This window comes from Nocardia uniformis NBRC 13702 (genome assembly GCF_001613345.1).
GTDB lineage: Bacteria > Actinomycetota > Actinomycetes > Mycobacteriales > Mycobacteriaceae > Nocardia > Nocardia uniformis.
On record NZ_BDCE01000118.1, the window covers coordinates 1 to 23,251 of the forward strand.

General features: G+C 66.2%; 20 protein-coding genes and 1 pseudogene. 12 read left to right on the top strand and 9 right to left on the bottom strand.

Going from position 1 to position 23,251, the window contains the following annotated elements; translation table 11 throughout:
• Window positions 1-406 precede the first annotated feature (406 nt).
• Window positions 407-1,447, bottom strand: coding sequence for a helix-turn-helix transcriptional regulator (locus tag NU1_RS38280; RefSeq protein WP_067529156.1), 1,041 nt, complete (start codon window positions 1,445-1,447; stop codon window positions 407-409).
• A gap of 98 nt (window positions 1,448-1,545) precedes the next feature.
• On the opposite strand from NU1_RS38280, the gene NU1_RS38285 reads away from it, so the two are divergent.
• Window positions 1,546-1,854 carry a hypothetical protein gene (locus NU1_RS38285; protein ID WP_067529157.1) on the top strand — a complete coding sequence of 103 codons (309 nt, stop codon included), beginning with the start codon at window positions 1,546-1,548 and terminating at the stop codon, window positions 1,852-1,854.
• A 132-nt stretch (window positions 1,855-1,986) separates the two neighbouring features.
• Here the strand turns inward: NU1_RS38285 and NU1_RS38290 are convergent, their stop codons facing one another.
• Window positions 1,987-3,027 (bottom strand): helix-turn-helix transcriptional regulator, encoded by a 1,041-nt coding sequence (locus tag NU1_RS38290; RefSeq protein ID WP_157553559.1) that lies wholly within the window; start codon window positions 3,025-3,027, stop codon window positions 1,987-1,989.
• A 45-nt stretch (window positions 3,028-3,072) separates the two neighbouring features.
• Complete coding sequence (locus NU1_RS38295; protein ID WP_067529161.1) at window positions 3,073-3,945, bottom strand: class I SAM-dependent methyltransferase; 873 nt, start codon at window positions 3,943-3,945, stop codon at window positions 3,073-3,075.
• 281 nt (window positions 3,946-4,226) lie between these two features.
• Here NU1_RS38295 and rpsA point away from each other — a divergent pair, with 281 nt between their 5' ends.
• The 3 genes from rpsA to NU1_RS38310 all read left to right on the top strand — a co-directional run bounded on the left by rpsA (window position 4,227) and on the right by NU1_RS38310 (window position 6,359).
• Complete coding sequence (rpsA, locus tag NU1_RS38300; RefSeq protein ID WP_067529196.1) at window positions 4,227-5,711, top strand: 30S ribosomal protein S1; 1,485 nt, start codon at window positions 4,227-4,229, stop codon at window positions 5,709-5,711.
• 133 nt (window positions 5,712-5,844) lie between these two features.
• Window positions 5,845-6,048, top strand: coding sequence for a hypothetical protein (locus NU1_RS38305; protein WP_067529163.1), 204 nt, complete (start codon window positions 5,845-5,847; stop codon window positions 6,046-6,048).
• The gene (locus NU1_RS38310) at window positions 6,045-6,359 is read left to right on the top strand and encodes a type II toxin-antitoxin system PemK/MazF family toxin (RefSeq protein ID WP_169815204.1); all 315 of its coding nucleotides are present in this window, start codon (window positions 6,045-6,047) and stop codon (window positions 6,357-6,359) included. Before NU1_RS38305 ends, NU1_RS38310 begins: the two co-directional genes overlap by 4 nt.
• A gap of 26 nt (window positions 6,360-6,385) precedes the next feature.
• Here NU1_RS38310 and NU1_RS40940 read toward each other — a convergent pair whose 3' ends face one another.
• Window positions 6,386-6,598, bottom strand: a complete 213-nt coding sequence (locus NU1_RS40940; protein ID WP_084522189.1) for a hypothetical protein — start codon at window positions 6,596-6,598, stop codon at window positions 6,386-6,388.
• 291 nt (window positions 6,599-6,889) lie between these two features.
• Here NU1_RS40940 and coaE point away from each other — a divergent pair.
• Window positions 6,890-7,828: pseudogene (coaE, locus tag NU1_RS38315) on the top strand (dephospho-CoA kinase); the annotation flags it as partial.
• A 20-nt stretch (window positions 7,829-7,848) separates the two neighbouring features.
• Here coaE and NU1_RS38320 read toward each other — a convergent pair.
• Window positions 7,849-8,373, bottom strand: coding sequence for a ribonuclease FAU-1 family protein (locus tag NU1_RS38320; protein ID WP_067529165.1), 525 nt, complete (start codon window positions 8,371-8,373; stop codon window positions 7,849-7,851).
• Between the two features lie 174 nt (window positions 8,374-8,547).
• Between NU1_RS38320 and NU1_RS38325 the strand changes: the two genes are divergently transcribed.
• Complete coding sequence (locus NU1_RS38325) at window positions 8,548-8,985, top strand: hypothetical protein (protein ID WP_067529167.1); 438 nt, start codon at window positions 8,548-8,550, stop codon at window positions 8,983-8,985.
• A 122-nt stretch (window positions 8,986-9,107) separates the two neighbouring features.
• On the opposite strand, the gene NU1_RS38330 is transcribed toward NU1_RS38325, so the two are convergent.
• A complete protein-coding gene (locus NU1_RS38330) occupies window positions 9,108-9,761 on the bottom strand; it encodes a DUF402 domain-containing protein (RefSeq protein ID WP_157553561.1) in 654 nt (217 codons plus the stop codon).
• A 150-nt stretch (window positions 9,762-9,911) separates the two neighbouring features.
• Window positions 9,912-10,478, bottom strand: a complete 567-nt coding sequence (locus NU1_RS38335; RefSeq protein ID WP_067529169.1) for a peptide deformylase — start codon at window positions 10,476-10,478, stop codon at window positions 9,912-9,914.
• A 166-nt stretch (window positions 10,479-10,644) separates the two neighbouring features.
• Here NU1_RS38335 and NU1_RS38340 point away from each other — a divergent pair, with 166 nt between their 5' ends.
• Complete coding sequence (locus NU1_RS38340) at window positions 10,645-11,187, top strand: CAP domain-containing protein (protein WP_067529171.1); 543 nt, start codon at window positions 10,645-10,647, stop codon at window positions 11,185-11,187.
• A gap of 36 nt (window positions 11,188-11,223) precedes the next feature.
• Here the strand turns inward: NU1_RS38340 and NU1_RS38345 are convergent, their stop codons facing one another.
• A complete protein-coding gene (locus NU1_RS38345; RefSeq protein ID WP_157553563.1) occupies window positions 11,224-11,574 on the bottom strand; it encodes a hypothetical protein in 351 nt (116 codons plus the stop codon).
• 285 nt (window positions 11,575-11,859) lie between these two features.
• On the opposite strand from NU1_RS38345, the gene NU1_RS38350 reads away from it, so the two are divergent.
• The 3 genes from NU1_RS38350 (at window position 11,860) to uvrB (ending at window position 20,643) form a co-directional block, all read left to right on the top strand.
• On the top strand, window positions 11,860-17,325 hold the full coding sequence (locus NU1_RS38350; protein ID WP_067529175.1) for an ATP-binding protein: 5,466 nt from the start codon (window positions 11,860-11,862) through the stop codon (window positions 17,323-17,325).
• 455 nt (window positions 17,326-17,780) lie between these two features.
• Complete coding sequence (locus NU1_RS38355; protein ID WP_245720505.1) at window positions 17,781-18,422, top strand: TetR/AcrR family transcriptional regulator; 642 nt, start codon at window positions 17,781-17,783, stop codon at window positions 18,420-18,422.
• A 52-nt stretch (window positions 18,423-18,474) separates the two neighbouring features.
• On the top strand, window positions 18,475-20,643 hold the full coding sequence (uvrB, locus tag NU1_RS38360; protein ID WP_067529179.1) for an excinuclease ABC subunit UvrB: 2,169 nt from the start codon (window positions 18,475-18,477) through the stop codon (window positions 20,641-20,643).
• Window positions 20,644-21,090: 447 nt separating this feature from the next.
• Here the strand turns inward: uvrB and NU1_RS38365 are convergent, their stop codons facing one another.
• Window positions 21,091-21,579, bottom strand: a complete 489-nt coding sequence (locus tag NU1_RS38365) for a VOC family protein (RefSeq protein WP_067529200.1) — start codon at window positions 21,577-21,579, stop codon at window positions 21,091-21,093.
• A gap of 59 nt (window positions 21,580-21,638) precedes the next feature.
• On the opposite strand from NU1_RS38365, the gene NU1_RS38370 reads away from it, so the two are divergent.
• Window positions 21,639-22,757, top strand: coding sequence for a helix-turn-helix domain-containing protein (locus NU1_RS38370; protein ID WP_084522192.1), 1,119 nt, complete (start codon window positions 21,639-21,641; stop codon window positions 22,755-22,757).
• A 69-nt stretch (window positions 22,758-22,826) separates the two neighbouring features.
• On the top strand, window positions 22,827-23,243 hold the full coding sequence (locus NU1_RS38375; protein WP_067529181.1) for a DoxX family protein: 417 nt from the start codon (window positions 22,827-22,829) through the stop codon (window positions 23,241-23,243).
• Window positions 23,244-23,251 lie beyond the last annotated feature (8 nt).

The window sequence follows — 23,251 nt, forward strand, 5'->3', positions numbered from 1 at the left end:
CCTGGTCTCTTTCGTCGTGTCGCATTTGCCCCGGTTTCAGCCTGTGGGGCCGCTCGCAGAGGAGACCGTGTGGTCACGATGCACTGGTGGAGGGGGTCTCTCGATCGATGCCGCCACCAGTGCATGGTGATCATGCGTCCAACGAGTCTGTGTCTGTTTGTCTTGTGTCTCGAGTCGGGACCACAGCCAGCCGGCCCCGTCAGGAACGTGAGATCCGCACCTGACTGGGGAGCGCAGGTCGGGTACGGCAGACGACGCCACCACACTGATTTGTCGTCAACTCGCTATTCCGAACGCCGCTGGAACCGCAGTCCACGGCTCCCAACCCGGCTACGTAGGCCCCGAGAACAGCTTTGCAAGTCCACAGAATCAGCGCACGAACCTGAACCGTCACAGGCCTTGGCCACTAGGCGGAGCCGAGTACCCGAGACAGCAGTGCATTCCGCGTCCGGGCAGTGCATTTGGCGAGCACTCCCTTCACATGATCGTTCACCGTGTGCTCGGAGATCGTCATTTCCGTCGCCATGTGCCGGGAGTCGAATCCGGCGGCGAGCAGCGACAGCACCTCCGTCTCGCGGGCTGTCAGCGCGTGCGCGCGTGCGAAGAGATCCAAGCGTTCGGCCGGGGTGCTCGGTTCGATCGATACCGCGATATCCCCACCGCCGATCCGGTCTGCCTTCACGGTGACGAAACGGTTGCCGCCCAGATTGATTCGTGACCAAGGTGAGCCGATCGGACACTGTTGTTCGGTCGCGATGAGCGCGGCCCCGACGTTGTACACCGAATTCGGGATCGGCGGCATCGGCTCATCCGGTGGATTCAATCGCAGCAGCGCCGCCGCGGCCGCCGCGGTCTGCGACCGCACCCGCAATTGCGGATCGAGGATCAGTACGGCGGGACCGACCGGCGGCAGTCGCGCGTCCGGCGCGGCGAACGTGCGCCCCAGCGCCTCCCGCAAACCCGCGGTCACCGGTTTGATCAGCGCCGTCAGTTCACTCAATTCGGCGGAGGTGAACGGCGGCCACGCGGTCCGGACCAGCTCGAGAAATCCCCAACAACCGTAGCGGTCGCCGAAAGTCACTGTCGCGGTATCGATCACGCCGAGCCCCCGCTGCACCTCACGCCACACCAGGGACCGTTCGGGCTCGCCGTCGGTGGCTTCCAGCAAGGATCGTGCGGCACTCCCGAGCAGCGCGTCCCACCGATTGATCGGGGTCAGATACCGTGCCCGAATCAACTCCGGCAGTCGTGGCCAGGGCAATCCGGGTAGGTCCGCCAGCGGTGAGGTGGCAATGCGCGTCACCGGGTCGGTGAGCATGAAGACATGCCCCTCGAACGGCAGCGCCCTCCGCAGATCCGCGAGCACCAACTCGCGCACCTGTTTGGCCGTACCCCCGCCGCTGATATGTCGCTCGACCCTGTCTGCCAGCTCCTGTGCTTTCGGCACGTGCCCAGTCTAGGAAGGAAGATCCCCAGAATCGGGGATATCGCCACGCCCGCTGCGAGCACAGACTCGGTTCACAACCCATTACCGAGGAGGCCGCGATGACCACCACCCTGCACATCGACAACACCGTGCGTGACTTCGATACCTGGAAGACGGTGTTCGACAAATTCGACCGCATGCGCGCCGAGCACAAGGTGCTCTCCTATCGCGTATCCCGGGTCCGCGAGGCACCCGACCGGGTCTTCATCGACCTCGACTTCGCTACGCTCCCCGACGCGGAGGCCTTCCGCGACACCCTGCGGAAGGTAACCGCCTCACCGCAGTCGCAGGCCCTGTTGACCTCGCACGCCGCGCATATCGTGGACGTCGTGGACGAGCAGGTTCCAGGCGCGACCCGCACCGCGTGAACCGGCGCGGGTGGGTTCGCCGTGATCGTCCGATGACCCCCGCAGCGTCAACGCCCAACCAGCACGTCGTCGCGGCATCGATGCCGCGACGGCGACCCCCGTCAGTGCGGGCCAGCGAGTTCCGTTGCGGGCCTAGGTGATACCGAGGGCCCGGGATACCACCGTAGTCCTCGTCCTCGCGCCACCTTTGGCGAGCACCGCCTTCACATGGTCGTGCACAGTGTGCTCGGAGATCGTCATTTCCGCCGCCATCCGGTGGGTGTCGAATCCGGCGGCGAGGAGCGACAGCACCTCGGTCTCTCGCGCCGACAGCGCGTGGGCGCGGGCGAACAGGTCCAATCGCTCCGCCGTGGTACTCGGCGCGATCGTCACCGCGATATCACCGCCATCGGTCCGGTTCGCCTTTACCGTTACCCACCGGCTATCGCCCAGATGCACCCGTGCCCACGTCGGGCCGATCGGCAGTTCGTGTTCGGCGGCGACGAGTGCGGCACCGGCGTTGTAGATCGAATTCGGTACCGGCGGCATCGATTCGTCCGCGGGATGTAGCCGCAGCAGCGCCGCCGCCGCGGCTGCGGTCGGCTTGCGCAACCGCAATTCCGGATCGAGTATCACCGTCGCGGGACCGGTCGGCGGGACCGGCGGATCCGGTGGCGTGAAGGTGCGTCCGAGGGCCTCGCGCAATCCGGTGGCGACCGGTCCGCTCAATGCGGTCAGGGCGGCCGTCTCGGCGGAGGTGAAGGGCGGCCACCCGGTGCGGAACAGCTCGAGATAGCCCCAGCACCCGTGGCGGTCACCGAAAGCGACTGCGGCGGTATCGATCACACCGAGGTCGCGCAGCATTTCACGCCAGATCAGGGACCGCTCCGGCTTACCCCCGGTGGCCGCCAGCAGCGAGCGCGCCCCGCTGCCGAGGAGATCGTCCCAGCGATTGACGGGCGTCAGATACCGCGCCCTGATGTACTCCGGCACCCGTGGCCAGGACAGTCGGGGGAGATCCGACATCGGCGAGGTCCCCACCCGGGTCACCGGATCGGTGAGTACGAAGACATACCCCTCGAACGGCAGCGCCCTGCGCAGATCCGCGAGTACCAACTCGCGCAGCTGTTTGGCGGTACACCCACCGCTGATATGTCGCTCGACCCGATCGGCCAACTCTTGTGCTCTCGGCACGTGCCCCAGTCTAGGAAATAAGATCGCCGGGATCGGCGAATGGGCTCAGTCGGGCTTTTCCGTCACGAAAATGGCTGTTCCGGGGAAGATTTCGCCGCGCAGCGGACTCCACTGCCCCCATTCGCGGTCCAGCCATTCCGGCCAGTCGGGTTCGATCACATCGCGCAGGAGCAGTCCCGCGCCGACGATCTCGCGCACCCGGTCACCCATGGTGCGATGGTGTTCGACGTAGGTGGGTTCGCCGTCGGCGTCGACTTCCACATAAGGGGTGCGGTCGAAGTAGGGGATGGCGGCGCGCAGGCCCTCCGGCCCGGGATCGTCGGGAAAGATCCAGCGCATCGGGTGATTCACCGAGAACACCCAGCGCCCGCCGGGACGCAATACGCGCGCCACCTCCCGCATCACCCGACCGGAGTCGGCGACGAACGGCACCCCGCCGAAGGCCGAACAGGCCAGATCGAAGGATGCGTCGGCGAAGGGCAGCTCCTCGGCCCCGGCCTGGACCAGGGGGACCCGCGGCCCACCGGCCGCCATGGCGTCCAGTCCGCGTTCCAGCATCTGTCGCGAGATATCGAGCCCGACCGGATGCGCGCCGTGCGCGGCGAGCCAGCGCGAGCACGGCGCCGAACCGCAACCGATCTCGAGGACGCGCTTATCGGTGATATCGCCGAGCAGCCGCCAATCACCCTCGTGCAGACCCTCCGGGCACCACACGAACTCACCGCCGGGGGAGTCCACGCCGAGGAACTCGGCATGCGTCTCGTGATACTGCGTCGCGTCGGCATCCCACCAGCGGCGGCTGGCGCGTTGACTGTCCACCGAGCCGATCTTGGCGCGGGTCACCGATGCCGTCCCGAGCAGGGCATTCGCCTCGGAGTGACGTTCGTCGTCGGGTAGCGTGGGGTGATCTTCGGACATGGCCTCACCCTAACGACCCACGAACGTCCACCCTTGTTTGCTTGGGGCAACTGACGTCGCGTACGCTGTTTTCCGCGAGTGTCTTCTGTATTCAGATCCGTAGGAGCCGGGTATTGCAGACATTCGTGCTGTGAGTCCGCATGCTTTGTGCAGCGTTGTGCTCCGCCACAGCGACGCGCTGTTGCATGACCAACGTTAGTTCCATCGCTGTGCGCCCGCAGCAATCAACGAAAGTCCACATGTCCACTACCGACCACAATCCGTCCGGAGCCTCCCAACACATGCCCACTACTGTGACCTCGCCGCAGGTAGCCGTTAACGACATCGGCACCGCCGAGGACTTCCTCGCCGCTATCGACAAGACGATCAAGTACTTCAACGATGGCGATATCGTCGAAGGCACCATCGTCAAGGTCGACCGCGACGAGGTCCTTCTCGACATCGGTTACAAGACCGAAGGCGTCATCCCCTCCCGCGAACTCTCCATCAAGCACGATGTCGACCCGAATGAGGTCGTTTCCGTGGGTGATGAGGTCGAGGCCCTCGTTCTCACCAAGGAGGACAAGGAAGGCCGCCTGATCCTGTCGAAGAAGCGGGCTCAGTACGAGCGCGCCTGGGGCACCATCGAAGAGCTCAAGGAGAAGGACGAGGCCGTCAAGGGCACCGTCATCGAGGTCGTCAAGGGTGGTCTGATCCTGGACATCGGCCTCCGCGGCTTCCTTCCCGCCTCGCTCGTCGAGATGCGCCGTGTCCGCGACCTCCAGCCGTACGTCGGCAAGGAGATCGAGGCCAAGATCATCGAGCTGGACAAGAACCGCAACAACGTGGTCCTGTCCCGCCGTGCGTGGCTCGAGCAGACCCAGTCCGAGGTCCGCTCCGAGTTCCTGCACCAGCTGCAGAAGGGCCAGGTCCGCAAGGGCGTCGTGTCCTCCATCGTCAACTTCGGTGCCTTCGTGGACCTGGGCGGCGTCGACGGCCTGGTGCACGTCTCCGAGCTGTCCTGGAAGCACATCGATCACCCGTCCGAGGTTGTCGAGGTCGGCAACGAGGTCACCGTCGAGGTTCTCGACGTCGACCTGGACCGCGAGCGGGTCTCGCTGTCGCTCAAGGCGACCCAGGAAGATCCGTGGCGTCAGTTCGCCCGGACCCACGCGATCGGACAGATCGTCCCGGGCAAGGTCACCAAGCTGGTTCCCTTCGGTGCCTTCGTGCGCGTCGAAGAGGGCATCGAGGGCCTGGTGCACATCTCCGAGCTGGCCGAGCGCCACGTCGAGGTCCCGGACCAGGTTGTGGCCGTCGGCGACGACGCCATGGTCAAGGTCATCGACATCGACCTGGAGCGTCGTCGTATCTCGCTGAGCCTCAAGCAGGCCAACGAGGATTACGTCGCCGAGTTCGACCCGTCGAAGTACGGCATGGCCGACAGTTACGACGACCAGGGTAACTACATCTTCCCCGAGGGCTTCGATCCCGAGACCAACGAATGGCTCGAGGGTTCGGACAAGGTCCGCGAGGAGTGGGAGTCCCGGTACGCCGAGGCCGAGCGTCGCCACAAGATGCACACCGCTCAGATGGAGAAGATGGCCGCCGACGCCGCCGCCGAGGCTGCCAATGGTGGACCGCAGAACTACTCCTCCGAGAGTGGCGCGGCTCCCGCGTCGACCTCCTCCTCGTCCTCGTCCGCCGCGGGCGAGTCCACGGGTGGGTCGCTGGCGAGCGATGCGCAGCTGGCCGCTCTGCGCGAGAAGCTGTCGGGCAACGCCTGATCGATGCTCTCCGCGCCTGACGGGCGCGAGCAGATGAGCTGAGATGTCCCCCGGGTCCTGATGGACCCGGGGGACATCCGCGTGTGTAGCGGAGTTCGGGCGATACGTGTTTAACGTTTGTTAAACTGGCGGCATGAGTACTATCGCCTTTCGTGCCACCGCCGCCGATCGAGATCTAGTCGACAAGCTAGCCGAGCCGGGCGAGACCGCGTCCGATGTACTGCGCCGCGCCCTGCGTGTTCTCGAACGCGAGCGTTGGCACGAGCAGATGCAAGCGAGCGCCGATCGGATCATGGCCAGTGGCGAGGACATCAACGCGGAACCGGATGCCTGGTGATCCGGGGTCTGATCTACCGCGTGGACCTCGGGGATGCGAAGCGCGGTCCCGAACAGCGCGGTCGCCGCTACGGCGTCGTATTGTCGCGGACCGACTGGAATATCGTGACCATCGTTCCCACCTCCACCAGCGCGGCATCGTCACCGTCGCGAGTAGAGATTGAAATCGATGGTGTTCCAACACGATTGCTGATCGAACAGATCCGTTCCATCGGGGTGGACGACATCAAAGGTGAACCGGTCGGGTGCCTGTCTCGTGAGGACATGACAAGGCTGGACCTAGCGATCGTCCGGTATCTCGGGCTCGATTGAGGCGCATGCGATTCGGCTGGCCCGAATCAGTTGGCGGTAGCGGGAACCCATTGCGCGGCGGCCGCGGCGGAGCGTTTTCTCATCGCCGCGAAGCTGTGCCGGGCAGGGCTGAGCAGTGCGCTCAACCACGGACGTCGGTGCTCGGCGAGAGCTGCTGCTACGGCGGGGATCTCGGTGCAATGCACGGTTCCCGCCAGTCCCAGACGGTGGCGACCCGTCTGGATGTTTTTGGTGCCCACTGATATTCCTTTGCTTACGTGTAACCGGCCCGGTACCGCCTGCGGCGAACCTTAGTGGAACGAAAGTGTGCCGCACCGGATTTTGCATGACATCCTCCCCGGCGTGTCGGAATGTTGCCGACGGGGGGTCTGGATTCCTGGAAAAATGTTGCGGAGCGGTCTCATAACTATTACGGAATGAGTAAAGAGTCGTGCGGGAGGTGAATTTGCCTCGCACGCTGGGTATTAGGACTGTTCCGCAGGTGCCGGGCCGCTGCCGAATGGCCGACAGGGAAATGCGAGACTGGTCGAATGTTGCGAATCGGTCTCACCGGAGGCATGGGAGCAGGCAAGTCGACGGTGGCACGCAGCCTCGTTGAACGAGGTGCGGTACTCGTCGATAGCGATGTGATAGCCCGTGAGGTGGTGGCCCCAGGAACCGTGGGGCTGGCCGCGCTGGTGGCCGCCTTCGGCGCCGATATTCTCGCCGCCGACGGCAGCCTGGATCGACCCGCACTGGCCGCCAAGGCCTTCGCCACCGACGAGGCGCGCCAGACGCTCAATTCCATTACCCACCCGCTCGTCGGGCAGCGCACCGCCGAACTCATTGCCGCCGCCCCCGCCGACGGCATTGTCGTGCAGGACATTCCGCTACTCGTCGAGAACGGTCTCGCACCGTTCATGAATCTCGTCGTAATCGTGGATGCCGCCGAGGAGACCCGGCTGCGCCGACTGGTGGAATTCCGTGGCATCGACGAGGCCGACGCCCGCGCCCGGATCGCCGCGCAGGCCACCGACGCTCAGCGGCGCGCCGTCGCTGATGTCGTGCTCGACAACAACGGCGCCGATGGTGCGGTGGTCGCCGAGGTGAACCAGCTCTGGGACGAGCGCCTCGTACCCTTCGAGCGCAACCTGCGCATCCGCACCCCTGCGGCGCGACCCGTGGAATCGCCGGTGGTGGAAGCGAATCCGGAATGGCCCGCGCAGGCGCGGCGGATTATCGCCCGCCTGGCCGTCGCCTGCGGAGCCGATGCCGAGCGCATCGACCATGTCGGGCCCACCGCGGTTGCGGGCAAGCCCGCCGAGGATGTGCTGGATATCCGCATCACCGTGGCCGATACCGCGGTCGCCGACGCACTGCGGGATCGGCTGGCGGACATCGGCTTTCCGCCGGTTACCGCCGACCCGTCGGCCGATGGTGAACGCCTGCACGCGAATACGGACCCGGGTCGCGCCGTGAATGTGGTGGTGGCCGCGCGGGCCTGACCGCGCTACCGCCAGGTCAGTTTGATGCCCTGCGCCGCCAGCCAGGCATCGAAATCATGCCCGTGCGCGGCGATCCCATCGATGGTGGCCGTGGCCGTCTCGATGGCCTGCTGTGCCTGTGCGAGGTCGAGGTATCCGGCGGCGTGCGCGGCGAGTAGTTCGTCGACGTCGAGCAACTCCACATCGCGCCCGGTGCGCACCACCAGATCCAGGTAGTGGTCCACCGACTTCCATTTGGTCGCGCTGACCTGGCTGAATTCACCGATATCCACGTAGAAGTCCTGGTCGCGCAGATCCGCCGGGGTGAAGTGGAAGACCGTGGCCCGGATGGACAGGCTGGGCAGCAGCCAGGATTCGATGTAGTGGAACTCCGGGTGGTCGGAGGAGCGCGCCATATACAGGCCCCACGGTTCGATGTGGTACCGCTCGACGGCTCGAACGAAGCCCTTGGGGTCGATATTGGTGAGCTCGTCGACGTTGAAGAACTCCACCTTCGGTCGGTGCAGGTGCACCGCGGGCGCCTGGGTCATGCGTTCAGCATTACTGCTCGGCGGGGGATCGTCCAGGGGAGAGTGGCCGCGTCGTGGTGGTGTTGCGAAATTCCGCAGCGATTTCTTGGAAAACCTAATGTGAAACATCAATATTTCGATACTGTGCGACCAACCCCACGCTGGTGTGGGTGGATCGAATAAGGGAAGCACAGTATGAACGCACAGGTGACCCGCGCGCGCCGGGTCGGTATGGGATTCACCACCTTCGGTGCGATGGCGGCGGTCATTGTTCTGGCCGCACCCAATGCCAGCGCCTGGGTCGGCAACCTCGAGGTGTCCGGTAAGGACCACAAGGTGGGCTGCACCTACACGCTCACCGCCTCGGTCGAGGTCGACCGGATCAGCACGGTGAAGTTCACCGACAATGGCAAGGAACTGCCGGGTAGTCCGGTCAGCCCGTCATTGCTCAGCAATAAGGTCACCATCAAGTGGACGCCGTCGACCGCGGGCGTGCACAAGCTGGAGGCACGCCAGATCCTGATCAGCGATTCGATCTCGGTGACGGTGGCCGAATCCGGTGGCGGCTCGGGTAGTGCCTCGGGCGGTTGCGGCGGCGGTCTGGGCGGTCTGATTCCGAGCCTGTCCGGCTAGTCCGCTCGGCTGGCGGGCGGCCGGAGCAGTCCGGCAGCTGCCGGCGTGATCGCTGGGGGAGCCACTCGGTCCGAGCGCAAGGCGAACCGGGTGACTCCTCGTAGCGCAAGCTCAGCGGAGGTTCACAACCAGGTGAGCGTGATGCCCTCTGCCGCGAGCCAGTTCTCCAGCCGATGCCCGTGCGCGGCAATACCCTCCACCGCCGCGATCGCGTGCTCGACCGTCGCGATCGTGCGCGCGGTATCGAGCCGACCCGCGGCGTGCGCGGCGAGCAATTCGTCGACACCGGCCAGCTCCGCCGGATGTCCGGGTCGCGCCACCACCCGCAGATAGTGCCCCTCGGCGCGCCATTTCTTGGGCGCGATCGCGGCGTAGTCACCGACCTCCAGGTAGTAGGTCTGGCCACGGTCGTGGGCGGGCCCCCGATGCCGCACCGTGACCCGCAAGGACAGCGCGGGCAGCAGCCAGGATTCGAGATATCGGAAGTGCGGATGTTCCACGGTCCGCGCGAGGTACAGACCCCACGGTTCGGCGCGGTAGGTCTCCACCGATTTCACGAACCCCCGGGTATCGGTGCGGGTCAACTCCGCGAGATTGAAGTACTCCGACCGGGGCGCGTGCGGGGATTTCGGGGCCGTCGTGTCGTGTGTGCCCGTGTCCGCGACGGCGTCCACGATCGAATTCGGTGGGGGAACACCGCGAGTGTCCCGCGCGTCGTATTCCGCGATGCCGTCAGCCGCGGGCACCGTGCCAAGCAATGGGAGTAGACCGGTCATCGCCCTGCCCTTCTGAGGTAGATCCGACCAGCGTGACCAGGCTACACCTGCGCAAACGGGATATAGCCGACGTGAATGAGTCAGCGTGTCCGGCGGCTTCCGGCAATGCGCACCAGGGGTTTTCGCTACTCGTGCGGCAACCCGCGACGGCTAGTGGAACGGATCGGGATCGCGACCCGGCAGCCACGAATTGCCGGGTTCGGTCCAGCGCCGATGCTTGATCGCGCGGCGCGCGGCCCGCTGATTGCGGCCGATGAGCCGGTCCAGGTACAGATGCCCGGTGAGGTGATCGGCCTCGTGCTGTAGGCAGCGCGCGAGATACCCGGTGCCCTCCACCGAGACCGGTTGTCCATGCATATCGACGCCGGACACCTTGGCCCAGTCGGCCCGCCCGGTCGGAAACCATTCGCCCGGCACCGAGAGGCACCCCTCGAGATCGGTCTCCGGATCCGGCATGGTCTCCGGAATCTCGGAGGTCTCCAGCACCGGATTCACAATATGGCCGCGATGGCGCACCCCACCGTCGAGCAGGTCGTAGACGAAGACCGCGCGCGGATCGCCGACCTGATTCGCGGCCAGGCCCGCGCCACGGGCGGCGGTATTGGTTTCGAATAGATCGGCGACGAATGCGGCGAGTTCGTCATCGAAGGCGGTGACCGGCGTGGCCGCTGCGGCCAATCGGGGGTCACCGGCGATCAAGATCGGTCGGATTGCCATGAGCCGAGCGTAAATGCCCGATTCCCGGCGTATCGCGGAGGGTCGACCGGTCCGAATCCCGTGCGGCCCTTCATTGTCGGGCGGCCATTAGTCCACCGTTGAAAACCGATTAGCGACCGGCGGGACGCTGAGCGCAAGCATTTCCGCTTCGCACCGAGGAATCCCGATGAAACTCGAGACCTCCGCTAAGACGTCCGCCAAAACCTCCGCCGCCGCACTGGCATTCGCGATCACCGCCGGTCTCGGACTGTTCGCCATGCCGACGGCCGCTGCCGGATCGCTCGTCAATTGCGATGTCGATCCCGCCTCCATCGCCCTGCGCGGTATAGAGCCCGAAGTCTTCAACGCCATCAATAAGATGCGTGCCCACGCCGGTTTGGCTGCCGTCACGCACACCGACACCCTGTCCCGCTCCGCCGAATGGGCCAGCGTCGACAGCGCCAAACGTGGCTTCTCTCCGTCCAATCACGTGGACAGCCTGGGCCGCAATATCCCCACTCGCTTCGCGCAGTGCGGCGTCCCGAGCGCCTCCCGGATAGCTGAGATCAATTACTACGGCACCTACGCGACCCCGGCCGACGCCATGAAGTTCTGGGCCAATTCCTCCGGCCACCGCGCGATCATCCTCGACAGCAGGTTGAAGAAGGTCGGCGTCGCGGTGATCTACCAGGGCAACCTGCGCCACTGGACGGTCACCTTCTCCTCCTAGCCCCCCTGCCGCGGCCCGGATCGGGCCGCGGCTAGCTCAACTTCGCGTCGCGGCGGTGAGGTTCTCGGCAGCGAACCGGGCGATGGTGGCCGCCTGGCGGACCAGCGCTTCCGGGTGCGCGCTGCGCTGCTCCAGGACGGTCCGGATCCGCTCCAGCGAGGCGGTGGCTTCGCTGGTCGCCGCCCGCAGCACGGTGTACCGGTGGTCGAGGTCGCGGTAGGCGAGGTCGATTTCCCCGTAGCGACGGTGCAGATCCGAAATGTGGTCCAGGAGATCCTCCACCTCGCGAGTGGTCAGCGTGAGATGTGGATGTTCCTGTCCGGAGAGGATCGCCTCGCCCGCGATCTCGGCGCAGCGAGCGTGCAGTACCTCGAGAATGTCGGCCACACTGACCACCTCTTTTCGTCGCGGCGGAGCGCTTCCGAGCCCCTGATAGCACCCGCCGATCGGATCGGGCAGCGCCGGCGCACGGCCCGGAAAATCAGAAAACGTTGCAGGTCAATCCATCTGGCACCGGGCCGCGGGCATTGCTCTGGATGAGACAATGCCTACGATACGTGCGGGTAACACCGACACGGTGTGCGCCCACCCGCAATAGAGGTGCACACTACGCGGGACCGGCAGTCGCAACCCCTCGCCCGATCGGGCCTGTGCTGTGGAAGGAGCTGGCGAGTGTTCAGCCGCATCGCCATCGTTAACCGGGGAGAAGCCGCCATGCGGCTCATCCATGCAGCCCGAGATTTGGCCGCGGAAACCGGATTACCGATCGAAACCGTCGCCCTGCATACCGATGTCGACCGAAACGCGACATTCGTGCGGGAAGCTGACATCGCCTACGACCTCGGCCCGGCATCCGCGCGCCCGTATCTCGACCTGAAGGCGCTCGAACGCGCCCTCCTGGAGACCAAGGCCGACTCCGCCTGGGTCGGTTGGGGTTTCGTCGCCGAGGATCCGGCGTTCGCGGAGCTGTGTGAGCAGATCGGGGTCACCTTCATCGGCCCCAGCCCGGAGGCCATGCGCAAACTCGGCGACAAGATCGGCGCGAAGCTGATCGCCGAGGAGGTCGGCGTGCCGGTCGCGCCGTGGAGCCGCGGCGAGGTCGAATCCCTGGACGAGGCCTTGACGTCCGCGGCGGAGGTCGGCTACCCACTGATGCTGAAGGCCACCGCGGGCGGCGGCGGGCGCGGTATCCGCGTAATCACCAATGAGGCCGAACTCGTCGACGCCTACGAGCGCACCCGCCAGGAAGCGGCGCGCGCCTTCGGCAGTGGCGTCGTCTTCCTGGAACGACTGGTCACCGGAGCCCGCCACGTCGAGGTCCAGGTGATCGCGGACGGTCAGGGCACCGCGTGGGCGCTCGGCGTCCGCGACTGCTCGGTGCAGCGCCGCAATCAGAAGGTCATCGAGGAATCGGCGTCCCCGGTGCTGGCCCCCGAGCAGGTGGCCGAACTCAAGGCCTCGGCCGAACGCCTGGCGATCGCGGTCGGCTATCGCGGCGCGGCGACGGTCGAATTCCTCTACCACCCCGGCGATGAGCTGTTCGCCTTCCTCGAGGTCAATACCCGCCTGCAGGTCGAACACCCGATTACCGAGTCCACTACCGGTTTCGACCTGGTCCGGGCACAGCTGCTGGTGGCCTCCGGCGGCCGCCTCGAGGGCGACCCCCCGGCCGAGCGCGGCCACGCCATCGAGGCCCGGCTCAATGCCGAAGACCCCGACCGCGATTTCGCTCCCGCACCGGGCCGCATCGCCCGGCTGAACCTGCCCGCCGGGCCGGGTATCCGCGTCGACACCGGTGTCAGCGAGGGCGATACGATCCCCGCCGATTTCGACTCGATGATCGCCAAGATCATCGCCTATGGCCGCGACCGCAATGAGGCGCTGGGCCGACTGCGTCGCGCGGTCGCGCAGACCCGGGTGGTCATCGAGGGCGGTGCGACGAACAAGAGCTTCGTCCTCGACCTGCTGATCCAGCCCGAGGTCATCGACGGCAGCGCGGATACCGGCTGGATCGACCGCGTGCGCGGCGAGGGCCGCCTGGTATCGCACCGCCACTCCACCGTCGCGCTGGCCGCCGCCGCTATCGACGGCTACGAGGAAGACGAACGCGCCGAACGGCATCGGCTGCTGTCCACCGCATCCGGTGGCCGTCCGCAGGTGCAGCACGAGAGCGGTCGACCCCGCGACCTGAAGTTGCGCGGCGTCGGCTACCGGGTGCGCGTCGCCCGCATCGGTGCGCACCGGTTCCGGATCGGCATCGAGGCCGGAGGCGATATCCGCACCGCCGACGTCGATCTGGAGCGCTTCGACGACCACACCGGCCAGATCGTGGTCAATGGCATCCGCTACCGGCTGACCACCGGCACCCACGGACCGATCCATGTGGTCGATGTCGACGGCGTCACCCATCGCATCAGCCGCGACGAGGGCGGCGTCGTCCGCTCACCCGCCCCCGCGCTGGTGGTCGCCACACCGTTGGCGGTCGGTGCCGAGGTCGAGGCGGGCGCGCCGATTCTGGTGCTGGAGAGCATGAAGATGGAAACGGTGCTGCGCGCGCCGTTCCGGGCCCGATTGAAGGAATGCGCGGTATCGGTCGGCAGCCAGGTGGAGACCGGCGCGCCCCTGATGCGGCTGGAACCGCTCGCCGACGACGACGCGGAGACCGATACCGCCGCGGTCGGCGCGGTCGAATTCGATCTGCCCGAGGCCACACCGGTCCAACCGCATGAGCGGATCGCCCGCAGCCTGCAGGACCTGCGCAGTCTGCTGCTGGGATTCGATGTCGACCCGCACGACGATCAGCGCGTGCTGGAGGACTACCTCGCCATCCGTGCGGCGGCCATCGCGGACAATCGTCGACCGCTCGCCGAAGAACTCGAACTCGTGGAGGTCTTCGCCGACCTCGCCGAACTGAGCCACAACCGATCGTGGGACGAGGACGGCGGCAATGGCCACGTGCACAGCGCCCGCGAGTTCTTCCATACCTATCTGCAGAGCCTCGATGTCGAGCGGGCCGGACTGCCGCAGTCCTACCAGGCCAAGCTCAGTCAGGCGCTCGGACACTACGGCGTCACCGAACTGGATCGCGGCCCCGAGCTCGAAGCCGCGGTGTTCCGGATCTTCCTCGCCCAGCAACGGCCGTCCGACACCGTCACGGTGATTACGACACTGCTGCGCGGGTGGGTGCGCGAGCCGGTGCCGGACCGCGCACTGCGCGAACCGGTCGGATTGGCGCTGGAGCGCCTGGTGGCGGCGACACAGGTGCGCTTCCCGGTGATCTCCGACCTCGCCCGCGGTGTGGTCTACGCCTGGTACGGCCTGCCACTGCTGCGCCGCAATCGCGCCCGGGTCTACACCAATGTCCGCAAACAGCTGACCTACCTCGACACCCACCCGAATACGCCCGATCGGGTCGAACGCATCTCCGATATGGTGCGCAGCACCGAACCGCTGGTGCGCCTGCTCGGCCAGCGACTGGTGCGCGGCAAGCTGGACAACACGGCCATGTTGGAGGTGCTGACCCGCCGGTACTACGGCAACAAGGGGCTCACCGGCGTGCGCACCCACGAGGCGGACGGCTGCACGTTCGTGATCGCCGAGCGCCGGGGCCTGAGCCTGGTATCGGCCGCAGTGAGTTTCGACGCGCTCGATACCGTGCTGCGCGGTCTCGCCGAATTGGCAAGCGGCGCCGCCTCCATCGAGGCCGATATCTATCTCGGCTGGGAGAAGCAGCCGGAGGACTTCGACGAGATGGCGGCTGCCCTCGAGGAAGTCCTCAACGCGCAACCACTGTCGAACCAGGTGCACCGCATCACCGCCACGGTCGCGGGCAGCGGTGGCGCGGTCATGCACCACCACTTCACCTTCCGTCCGTCGGCCACCGGTATGGCCGAGGAGCGACTCATCCGCGGTCTGCACCCCTACATCGCGCAGCGGATGCAGATGAAGCGACTGCACAAGTTCGACCTCACCCGACTGCCGTCCTCGGACGACGAAGAGGTGTACCTGTTCCGGGCCGTGGCCAAGGAGAACCCGTCCGACGAGCGGCTCATTGCCTTCGCGCAGGTCCGTGACCTGGCCGCACTGCGGGAGCACGACGGTCGGCTGCTGGCACTGCCGACGGCCGAGACCACCATTGCCACCTGCCTCGACTCCATCCGGCGGGCACAGGCGCTGCGGTCGACGGCCAAGCGGCTCAATACCAACCGCATCGTCATGTACATCTGGCCACCGGTCGACGTCACCCGCGCCGAATTGGAGACCATCGCCGGACATGTGCGGCCCGCGGCCGCGGGTGCCGGGCTGGAGGAGATCCTGCTCATCGCCCGGCAGCGCGACGCCGATGCCGATGAGCTGGCCAAGATCGCGGTGCGCATTTCCTTCGACGCCACCGGCGGCACCGAGGTGACCACGGTCGAGCGCACCGACGAGCCGGTCGAACCGCTCGACGAGTACCGGCAGAAGGTGTTGCGTGCCAGCAGCCGCAATACCGTCTACCCCTACGAGTTGACCGGGCTGCTCGGTGATTTCACCGAGCACGACCTCGATGCCGAGCATGTGCTGGTGCCGGTGGACCGGCCCAAGGGCCGCAATAAGGCCGCACTCGTCGCGGGTGTGGTCAGTACGCCGACCGAACAGCATCCCGATGGCGTCACCCGGGTGGTACTGCTCGGTGATCCGACGAAATCGCTCGGCGCACTGTCGGAACCGGAGTGCCGCCGGGTCATCGCGGCGCTCGATCTCGCCGAACGGATGCAGGTACCGCTGGAGTGGTACGCGCTGTCCTCCGGTGCCCGCATCTCGATGGAGTCGGGTACGGAGAATATGGACTGGGTGGCGGCCGCGCTCAAGCGGATCGTCGAATTCACCCAGGACGGCGGCGAGATCAATATCGTGGTCGCGGGTATCAATGTCGGCGCGCAGCCGTATTGGAACGCCGAGGCCACCATGCTCATGCACACCAAGGGCATTCTGGTGATGACCCCGGACTCCACCATGGTGCTCACCGGCAAACAGGCCCTGGACTTCTCCGGTGGTGTGTCGGCCGAGGACAACTTCGGTATCGGCGGCTACGACCGCGTGATGGGCCCGAACGGTCAGGCGCAGTACTGGGCACCGAATCTGCATGCCGCGCGCGACATTCTGATGTCGCACTACGACCACACCTATGTGGCGCCCGGCGAGCAGTCGCCGAGGCGGTCCAAGACCGTCGATCCCATCGATCGCGACGTCTCCGATTTCCCGCATCTGCTGGCGGACAGCGATTTCAAGACCGTCGGCGAGATCTTTTCGGCTGCCGCCAATCCGGATCGCAAGAAGCCCTTCGATATTCGGACCGTCATGCGCGCGCTGTCCGACCAGGACCATCCGGTGCTGGAACGCTGGGCGGGTATGGCCGACGCCGAAACCGCGGTGGTGCAGGACGTGCGCATCGGCGGAATTCCGGTGTGCCTGCTGGGTATCGAGTCGCGGGGCGTGCCGCGTCGCGGTTTCCCGGCCACCGACGGCCCCGACACCTACACGGCGGGCACGCTGTTCCCGCGCTCGTCGAAGAAGGCCGCGCGCGCCATCAACGCGGCCAGCGGCAACCGCCCGCTGGTCGTGCTGGCGAACCTGTCGGGTTTCGACGGCTCACCGGAATCGATGCGCGCGAAGCAGCTCGAATACGGTGCCGAAATCGGTCGCGCGATCGTGAACTTCCAGGGCCCCATCGTGTTCTGCGTGATCTCTCGCTATCACGGCGGTGCGTTCGTGGTGTTCTCGAAGGCGCTGAATCCGAATATGACCGTGCTGGCGTTGGAGGGCTCGGTGGCCTCGGTGCTCGGTGGCGCACCCGCCGCCGCGGTGGTGTTCTCCAATGAGGTCAATAAGCGCACAGCCGCCGACCCGCGGGTGCGTGATCTGGAGACCCGCGCCGCGAATGCCGCCGGGGCCGACCGTGCGGTGCTGTCCGCGGAACGTGACGAGATCTGGTCGTCTGTCCGTGCCGAGAAACTCGGCGACGTGGCCGCCGAATTCGATCGCGTACACAATATCCAGCGCGCGGTGGATGTCGGTTCGGTCGACGCGATTATCCGGGCGGCCGAACTGCGTCCCCGCATTATCGACGCCATCGAGGCAGGTCTGCCCGGGCGGTAGATAAGGCGTCGAGGCCCCGGCGGGCGGATGCCGGGGCCTCGACCGCAGATCGTCGGTGAATCCGTTGCAGGCGAACTCGCCGACGGTCGCGAGCCGGTCCGAGAAAGCGGCTCGCGTCAAGTCGGCCCCGGCCGTCCGTGGGGGACGCGGGCCGAAGTCTGCTGGTGCGGTGTCTATGCGCTTGCCGGGATGACTCAGGGGTGGTGCTTTTTCGGCGCGCCCGGGGTGCGGGCACGCGCGTGAGCTGCGCTCGAGATGGCTTGTGTGGCTTGGTCTCTCGCGAACATCAACGGGCTTGCGAAGCGTCACCCAGGCTACGCCAATCTTTGGACGACCGTCAAGATTTTGTTAGACAAATGTCAAGACGGGCGGCTCGGGCGTGCCGACTCGGCGATAGAGTGGCAGGATTCGCCGCAGCGGCGGACCCAGCGAAGGAGTAGCTGATCAAGGAGAGCGTGGACAAGCGGGCGCGCAGTGCCCGCGATCAGGTCGACAAATTCGCCGAGCGCCGGACGCAGCTGGCAACGGCGGCGCTGGACGCGCTGGCCGAACTGGGGTACGCGCGCACCAGCCTGCGGGAGATCGCGCAGAAGTCGGAATTCAGCCACGGCGTCCTGCACTACTACTTCAGCGACAAGGTCGAACTGCTCACCCACGCGGTGCACCTGTACGAGGCCGTCTGCGTCACCCGCTACGACGATATTGTCGCTACCTCTCGCACCGCAGAGGAACTGCGCCGCGAGTTCACCGCGCTGATGGCCAGCACATTGCTGACGGACGCGCCCATGCACCGGCTCTGGTACGACGTGCGCAATCAGAGTCTGTTCGAGGACTCCTTCCGGGGCGAGATCATCGAGATCGATATTCGCCGCCAGCAGATGATCGCCAATGTCGTGCAGAGCTTTGCCGATCTGTGCGGGCAACCGCTGCTGGTCAGCCACGCCATGGCCTACGCGCTGTTCGACGGCCTCTTCCATCAGGCGCTGCTGCGCCACCTCGCGGGCGACCCCGAGGCGTCGAAAATTCTGCGCCACGACGCCGACGCGCTGCTCGACCTGATCGTCGGACCTGCCCGGGCCGCAGCGCCGGGGCGGTGACCTCGCACCACCGTGGGAGAAATTGTCGGTGGCGCGTCCTAGTCTGGTGAGCATGGCTTTCGCAACCGAGATCCCGGACGATGATCTGCCGTTGGCGCATTCGGAATTCCGGCCGATCGGCGATATCGAGCGGGCCGACGGGCAGTTCCAGGTGGTCAGCGAGCATGTGCCCGCCGGAGATCAGCCCGCCGCCATCGCGGAGTTGGAGCGGCGGATTCGGGCGGGGGAGCGCGATGTCGTACTGCTCGGTGCGACCGGTACGGGTAAGTCGGCGACGACGGCGTGGTTGATCGAGAAGTTGCAGCGGCCGACCCTGCTGATGGCTCCGAACAAGACCCTCGCGGCGCAGTTGGCCAACGAGTTGCGCGAGATGCTGCCCAATAACGCGGTCGAGTACTTCGTCTCGTACTACGACTACTACCAGCCCGAGGCGTATATGGCGCAGACCGATACGTATATCGAGAAGGACAGCTCGGTCAACGACGATGTCGAGCGGCTGCGGCATTCGGCCACGTCGAGTCTGCTGTCGCGGCGCGATGTGGTCGTGGTGGCATCGGTGTCGTGCATCTACGGCCTCGGTACGCCGCAGTCGTATCTGGATCGGTCGGTCACGCTGGAGGTCGGCACCGAGGTCGACCGCGATCGACTGCTGCGACTGCTGGTGGATGTGCAGTACACCCGCAATGACATGGCGTTCACGCGCGGGTCGTTCCGGGTGCGCGGCGATACCGTCGAGATCATTCCGTCCTATGAGGAACTCGCGGTCCGCATCGAATTCTTCGGTGACGAGATCGAGGCGCTGTACTACCTGCATCCACTCACCGGCGATGTGGTGCGGCAGGTGGATATGGTGCGCATCTTCCCGGCCACCCACTATGTCGCCGGGCCCGACCGCATGGATAAGGCGGTCCAGCAGATCGAGGCCGAACTCGAGACGCGGCTCGCGGAGCTGGAGAAGCAGGGCAAACTCCTGGAGGCGCAACGGCTTCGGATGCGCACCCAGTACGACCTGGAGATGATCAAACAGGTCGGATTCTGCTCGGGTATCGAGAACTACTCCCGCCACATCGACGGCCGCCCGGCGGGTTCGGCCCCGGCGACGCTCATCGACTACTTCCCGGACGACTTCCTGCTCGTCATCGACGAATCGCATGTGACCGTGCCGCAGATCGGCGGTATGTACGAGGGCGATATGTCGCGCAAGCGCAATCTCGTCGAATACGGCTTCCGGCTGCCGTCGGCCATCGACAACCGACCGCTCACCTGGGAGGAGTTCGCCGACCGGATCGGGCAGACCGTCTACCTGTCCGCCACCCCCGGCCACTACGAATTGGGCCGGGCCGGTGGCGAATTCGTGGAGCAGGTGATTCGCCCCACCGGCCTGGTCGATCCGCAGGTGGTGGTGAAGCCGACCAAGGGTCAGATCGACGATCTGGTCCACGAGATCCGGTTGCGCACCGAGCGTGACGAACGCATTTTGGTCACCACGCTGACCAAGAAGATGGCGGAGGATCTCACCGACTATCTGCTCGGTCTCGGTGTCCGAGTGCGCTACCTGCACTCCGAAATCGACACCCTGCGCCGCGTGGAACTGCTGCGGCAGCTGCGCCTGGGCGAATACGACGTCCTCGTCGGCATCAACCTGCTGCGTGAGGGCCTGGACCTGCCCGAGGTCTCCCTGGTCGCGATTCTCGACGCCGATAAGGAAGGTTTCCTGCGGTCGAGCACCAGCCTCATTCAGACCATCGGCCGCGCCGCCCGCAATGTCTCGGGCGAGGTGCACATGTACGCCGACAAGATCACCGACTCCATGCGCCAGGCCATCGACGAAACCGACCGGCGCCGCGCCAAACAGATCGCCTACAACGAAGAGCGCGGTATCGACCCGAAACCATTGCGCCGGAAGATCGCCGACATCCTCGACCAGGTCTACCAGGAGGCCGAGGAGACAGAGGTCGAGGTCGGCGGCTCCGGCCGCAATGCCAGCCGCGGCCGCCGCGCCCAGGGCGAACCCGGCCGCGCGGTCTCCGCGGGCGTCTACGAGGGCCGCGATATCAAGGCCATGCCCCGCGCCGAACTGGCCGACCTGATCAAGGAGATGACCGCCCAGATGATGAACGCCGCCCGCGAACTCCAGTTCGAGCTGGCGGGTCGCCTCCGCGACGAGATCGCCGACTTGAAGAAGGAACTGCGCGGGATGGACGCGGCCGGATTGTCGTGACGCATACGGCGCCCGCCCCTGATGCCGCGTACCCCGAGTCGGTCCGGCCGCCGGATCGACTCGGATGCTCACCGAGGTCCGCGATACCGATCTCCCGATCCTCGAATTGGGGTACGGGCGATTGGCGAGCGGGCAGGTGGAGCTGCCGCCGGATCCGCGCGCGCAGCGGGTATACGTCGCTGTCGCCGACCGGCAGCGACGTTGCCGTACAGCTGCGTCGGATCGGCCACCCCGTCACCCCGTCATCCCGGCGTGCTTGTGGCCGGGATCCACACCCGGTGGCGCGGCAAACGGTGTCGGGATGGATCCCGACCCAGACGCGATGCGGGGCGAAGATGCGCCGATTCGGGCACGGTTGTCCTGGCGACCAGCCCGAATGCCGCGGGCGGGCGCGAATCCTGTCGTCGGCTGGGTGCCCCACGGCCTCTCACCACCGCGCGTACGGAGTCAGGACTGCTGCGCCAGCCACTCGTTGACGCGGCGCTCGGCCTCCTCGCGGGAGACCTCCTCGATGCGGGTCATGACGACCCAGCGGTGGCCGAAGGGGTCCATGACGCGGGCGAAGCGTTCGCCGTTGACGAAGGTTTCCGGGTCTTCGCCGAGGCGGGCGTTGTTCTCGCGGGCCAGCTTCACCACCGCGTCGACATCGGGGCAGTAGTGGACGACGCTGGTGTGCACCCAGTCGTCCTCGGGGGCGCGGACCCCGTGGTCGGGCATGGGGACGCCGATCTGGAAGGTGGAGTCGCCGATCTTCAGTTCGGCGTGCGCGGGCTGCCCGTCGGGGAGGTCGTTGCGGGAGATGAGTTCCGCGCCGAAGACGGCGGTGTAGAAGTCGATGGCCTTATTGCCGTCCGGGACGGCCAGGAAGCAGGAGATCGAGTGGTAGCCCTCGGCAATGGGATTCACTGTGGTGCTGGGATTCATGGCGTTGGTCATGGTCATAACTCTTGCCGCCGGGGTCAACGCCGGTCTTGTAAGAAAGCGACAGTACGACCATGAGCACCGACGATTTCGCCGACCGAGTCCCACACGCGACCAGTGAGGCCTGCGTCGAGTCCGCTGTGAGTGCGACCAGCAACCCCTGCGTCGAGTCCGCTGTGAGTGCGACCAGCAACCCCCGCGTCGAGTCCACTGAGAGCTCGACCAGTGAGGCCCGCGCCGACTCCACTGAGAGCTCGACCGGTGACGCCCGCGCCGACTCCGACGTGAGCATTACCGGCGACCCCCGCCCACACTTCGCTCCAGGCACGACTGGCGACAACCGCGGCGACTTCACCGCGCACCGCGTCCCGCCGGAGACCGCGAAGGGCATTCTCCGTCCGCGCGAACAACTTCGAACCTTCACCCACAGCAGACTCTCCGCCGGTCCGGCGGTGAACCGCTACGTCGAGTGGTACTGGGCCGTGCGATGGGATCGGCGCGGACTACCCACCTACCGCTCCGAGATCCTGTCCTATCCGGCGGTCAACCTCACCTTCGAACGCGAGCCCGACCACACCGGCGGCTTCATCACCGGCGTGACCACCACCAAGTACATTCGCGAATTGCACGGCGAGGGTGAGACATTCGGTGTCAAATTCCGCGCGGGCGGTTTCGGTGCCTTCACCGGCCTCGATGTCGGTGCGATCCGCGACACCGCCGTCGAGCTCACCGAGGTACTGCCCGAGGCCGTCGGTCTCACCGAGCAGGTACTCGCCGCCGCGACGCTCGAGGAGCGGCGCGCGATCGTCGAGAGTTTCCTCGCCGATGTCGCGCAGCACCGCGCCATATCCGACGACACCGCTTACCGCCTGGTCCTCGACATCGTCACCGCGATGGAGCACGATCCGGACCTCACCCGCGTCGACCAGGTCACCGACCGCTTCGACATCCCCGTCCGCTCTCTGCAACGACTATTCCGCCGCTACGTCGGCGCGGGCCCCAAATGGGTGCTGCGCCGCTACCGACTCCAGGACGGCGCGCACCTGCTGGCCGAGGGCCGCACCACCGACCTGGCCGACCTGGCGGTCGAACTCGGCTACTTCGATCAGGCGCACTTCTCCCGCGAATTCGCCAGCGAGATCGGTATGCCTCCGCTGGAATATGCCCGTTCCGCATTAGCGTCCGAGGGATAGCCGCATCACCGGGCGGTTGGTAGCCATAGCGCCGAAGGTGCTGGTCGCCGACCCGACAAAGGAGCAGCAATGGATGTTCTGGTGTTGATCGGACGAATCCTGTTCGTGGTCGTTTTCCTGGGCTCGGGTATCGCGCACCTCACCCAGACCGACGCCATGGCCGGATACGCGCAGTCGAAAGGTATCCCGGCACCGAAGCTCGCCGTGCAGGCATCCGGTGTGCTGCTGGTACTCGGCGCACTGATGATCCTGCTCGGGGTGTGGGCCGATCTCGGTGCCCTGCTGCTGGTGGTGTTCCTGCTGCCCACGGCCTTCCTGATGCATGCCTTCTGGAAGGAGACCGATCCGACGGCCAAGCAGACCGAGATGATCCAGTTCAACAAGGACATCTCCTTGGCGGGTGCCGCGATTGCGCTGTTCGCGTTCTTCGCCCACACCCCCGAACTCGGATTGTCCATTACGGGGCCGCTTTTCAGTCTCGGCTGAGCGCCGCG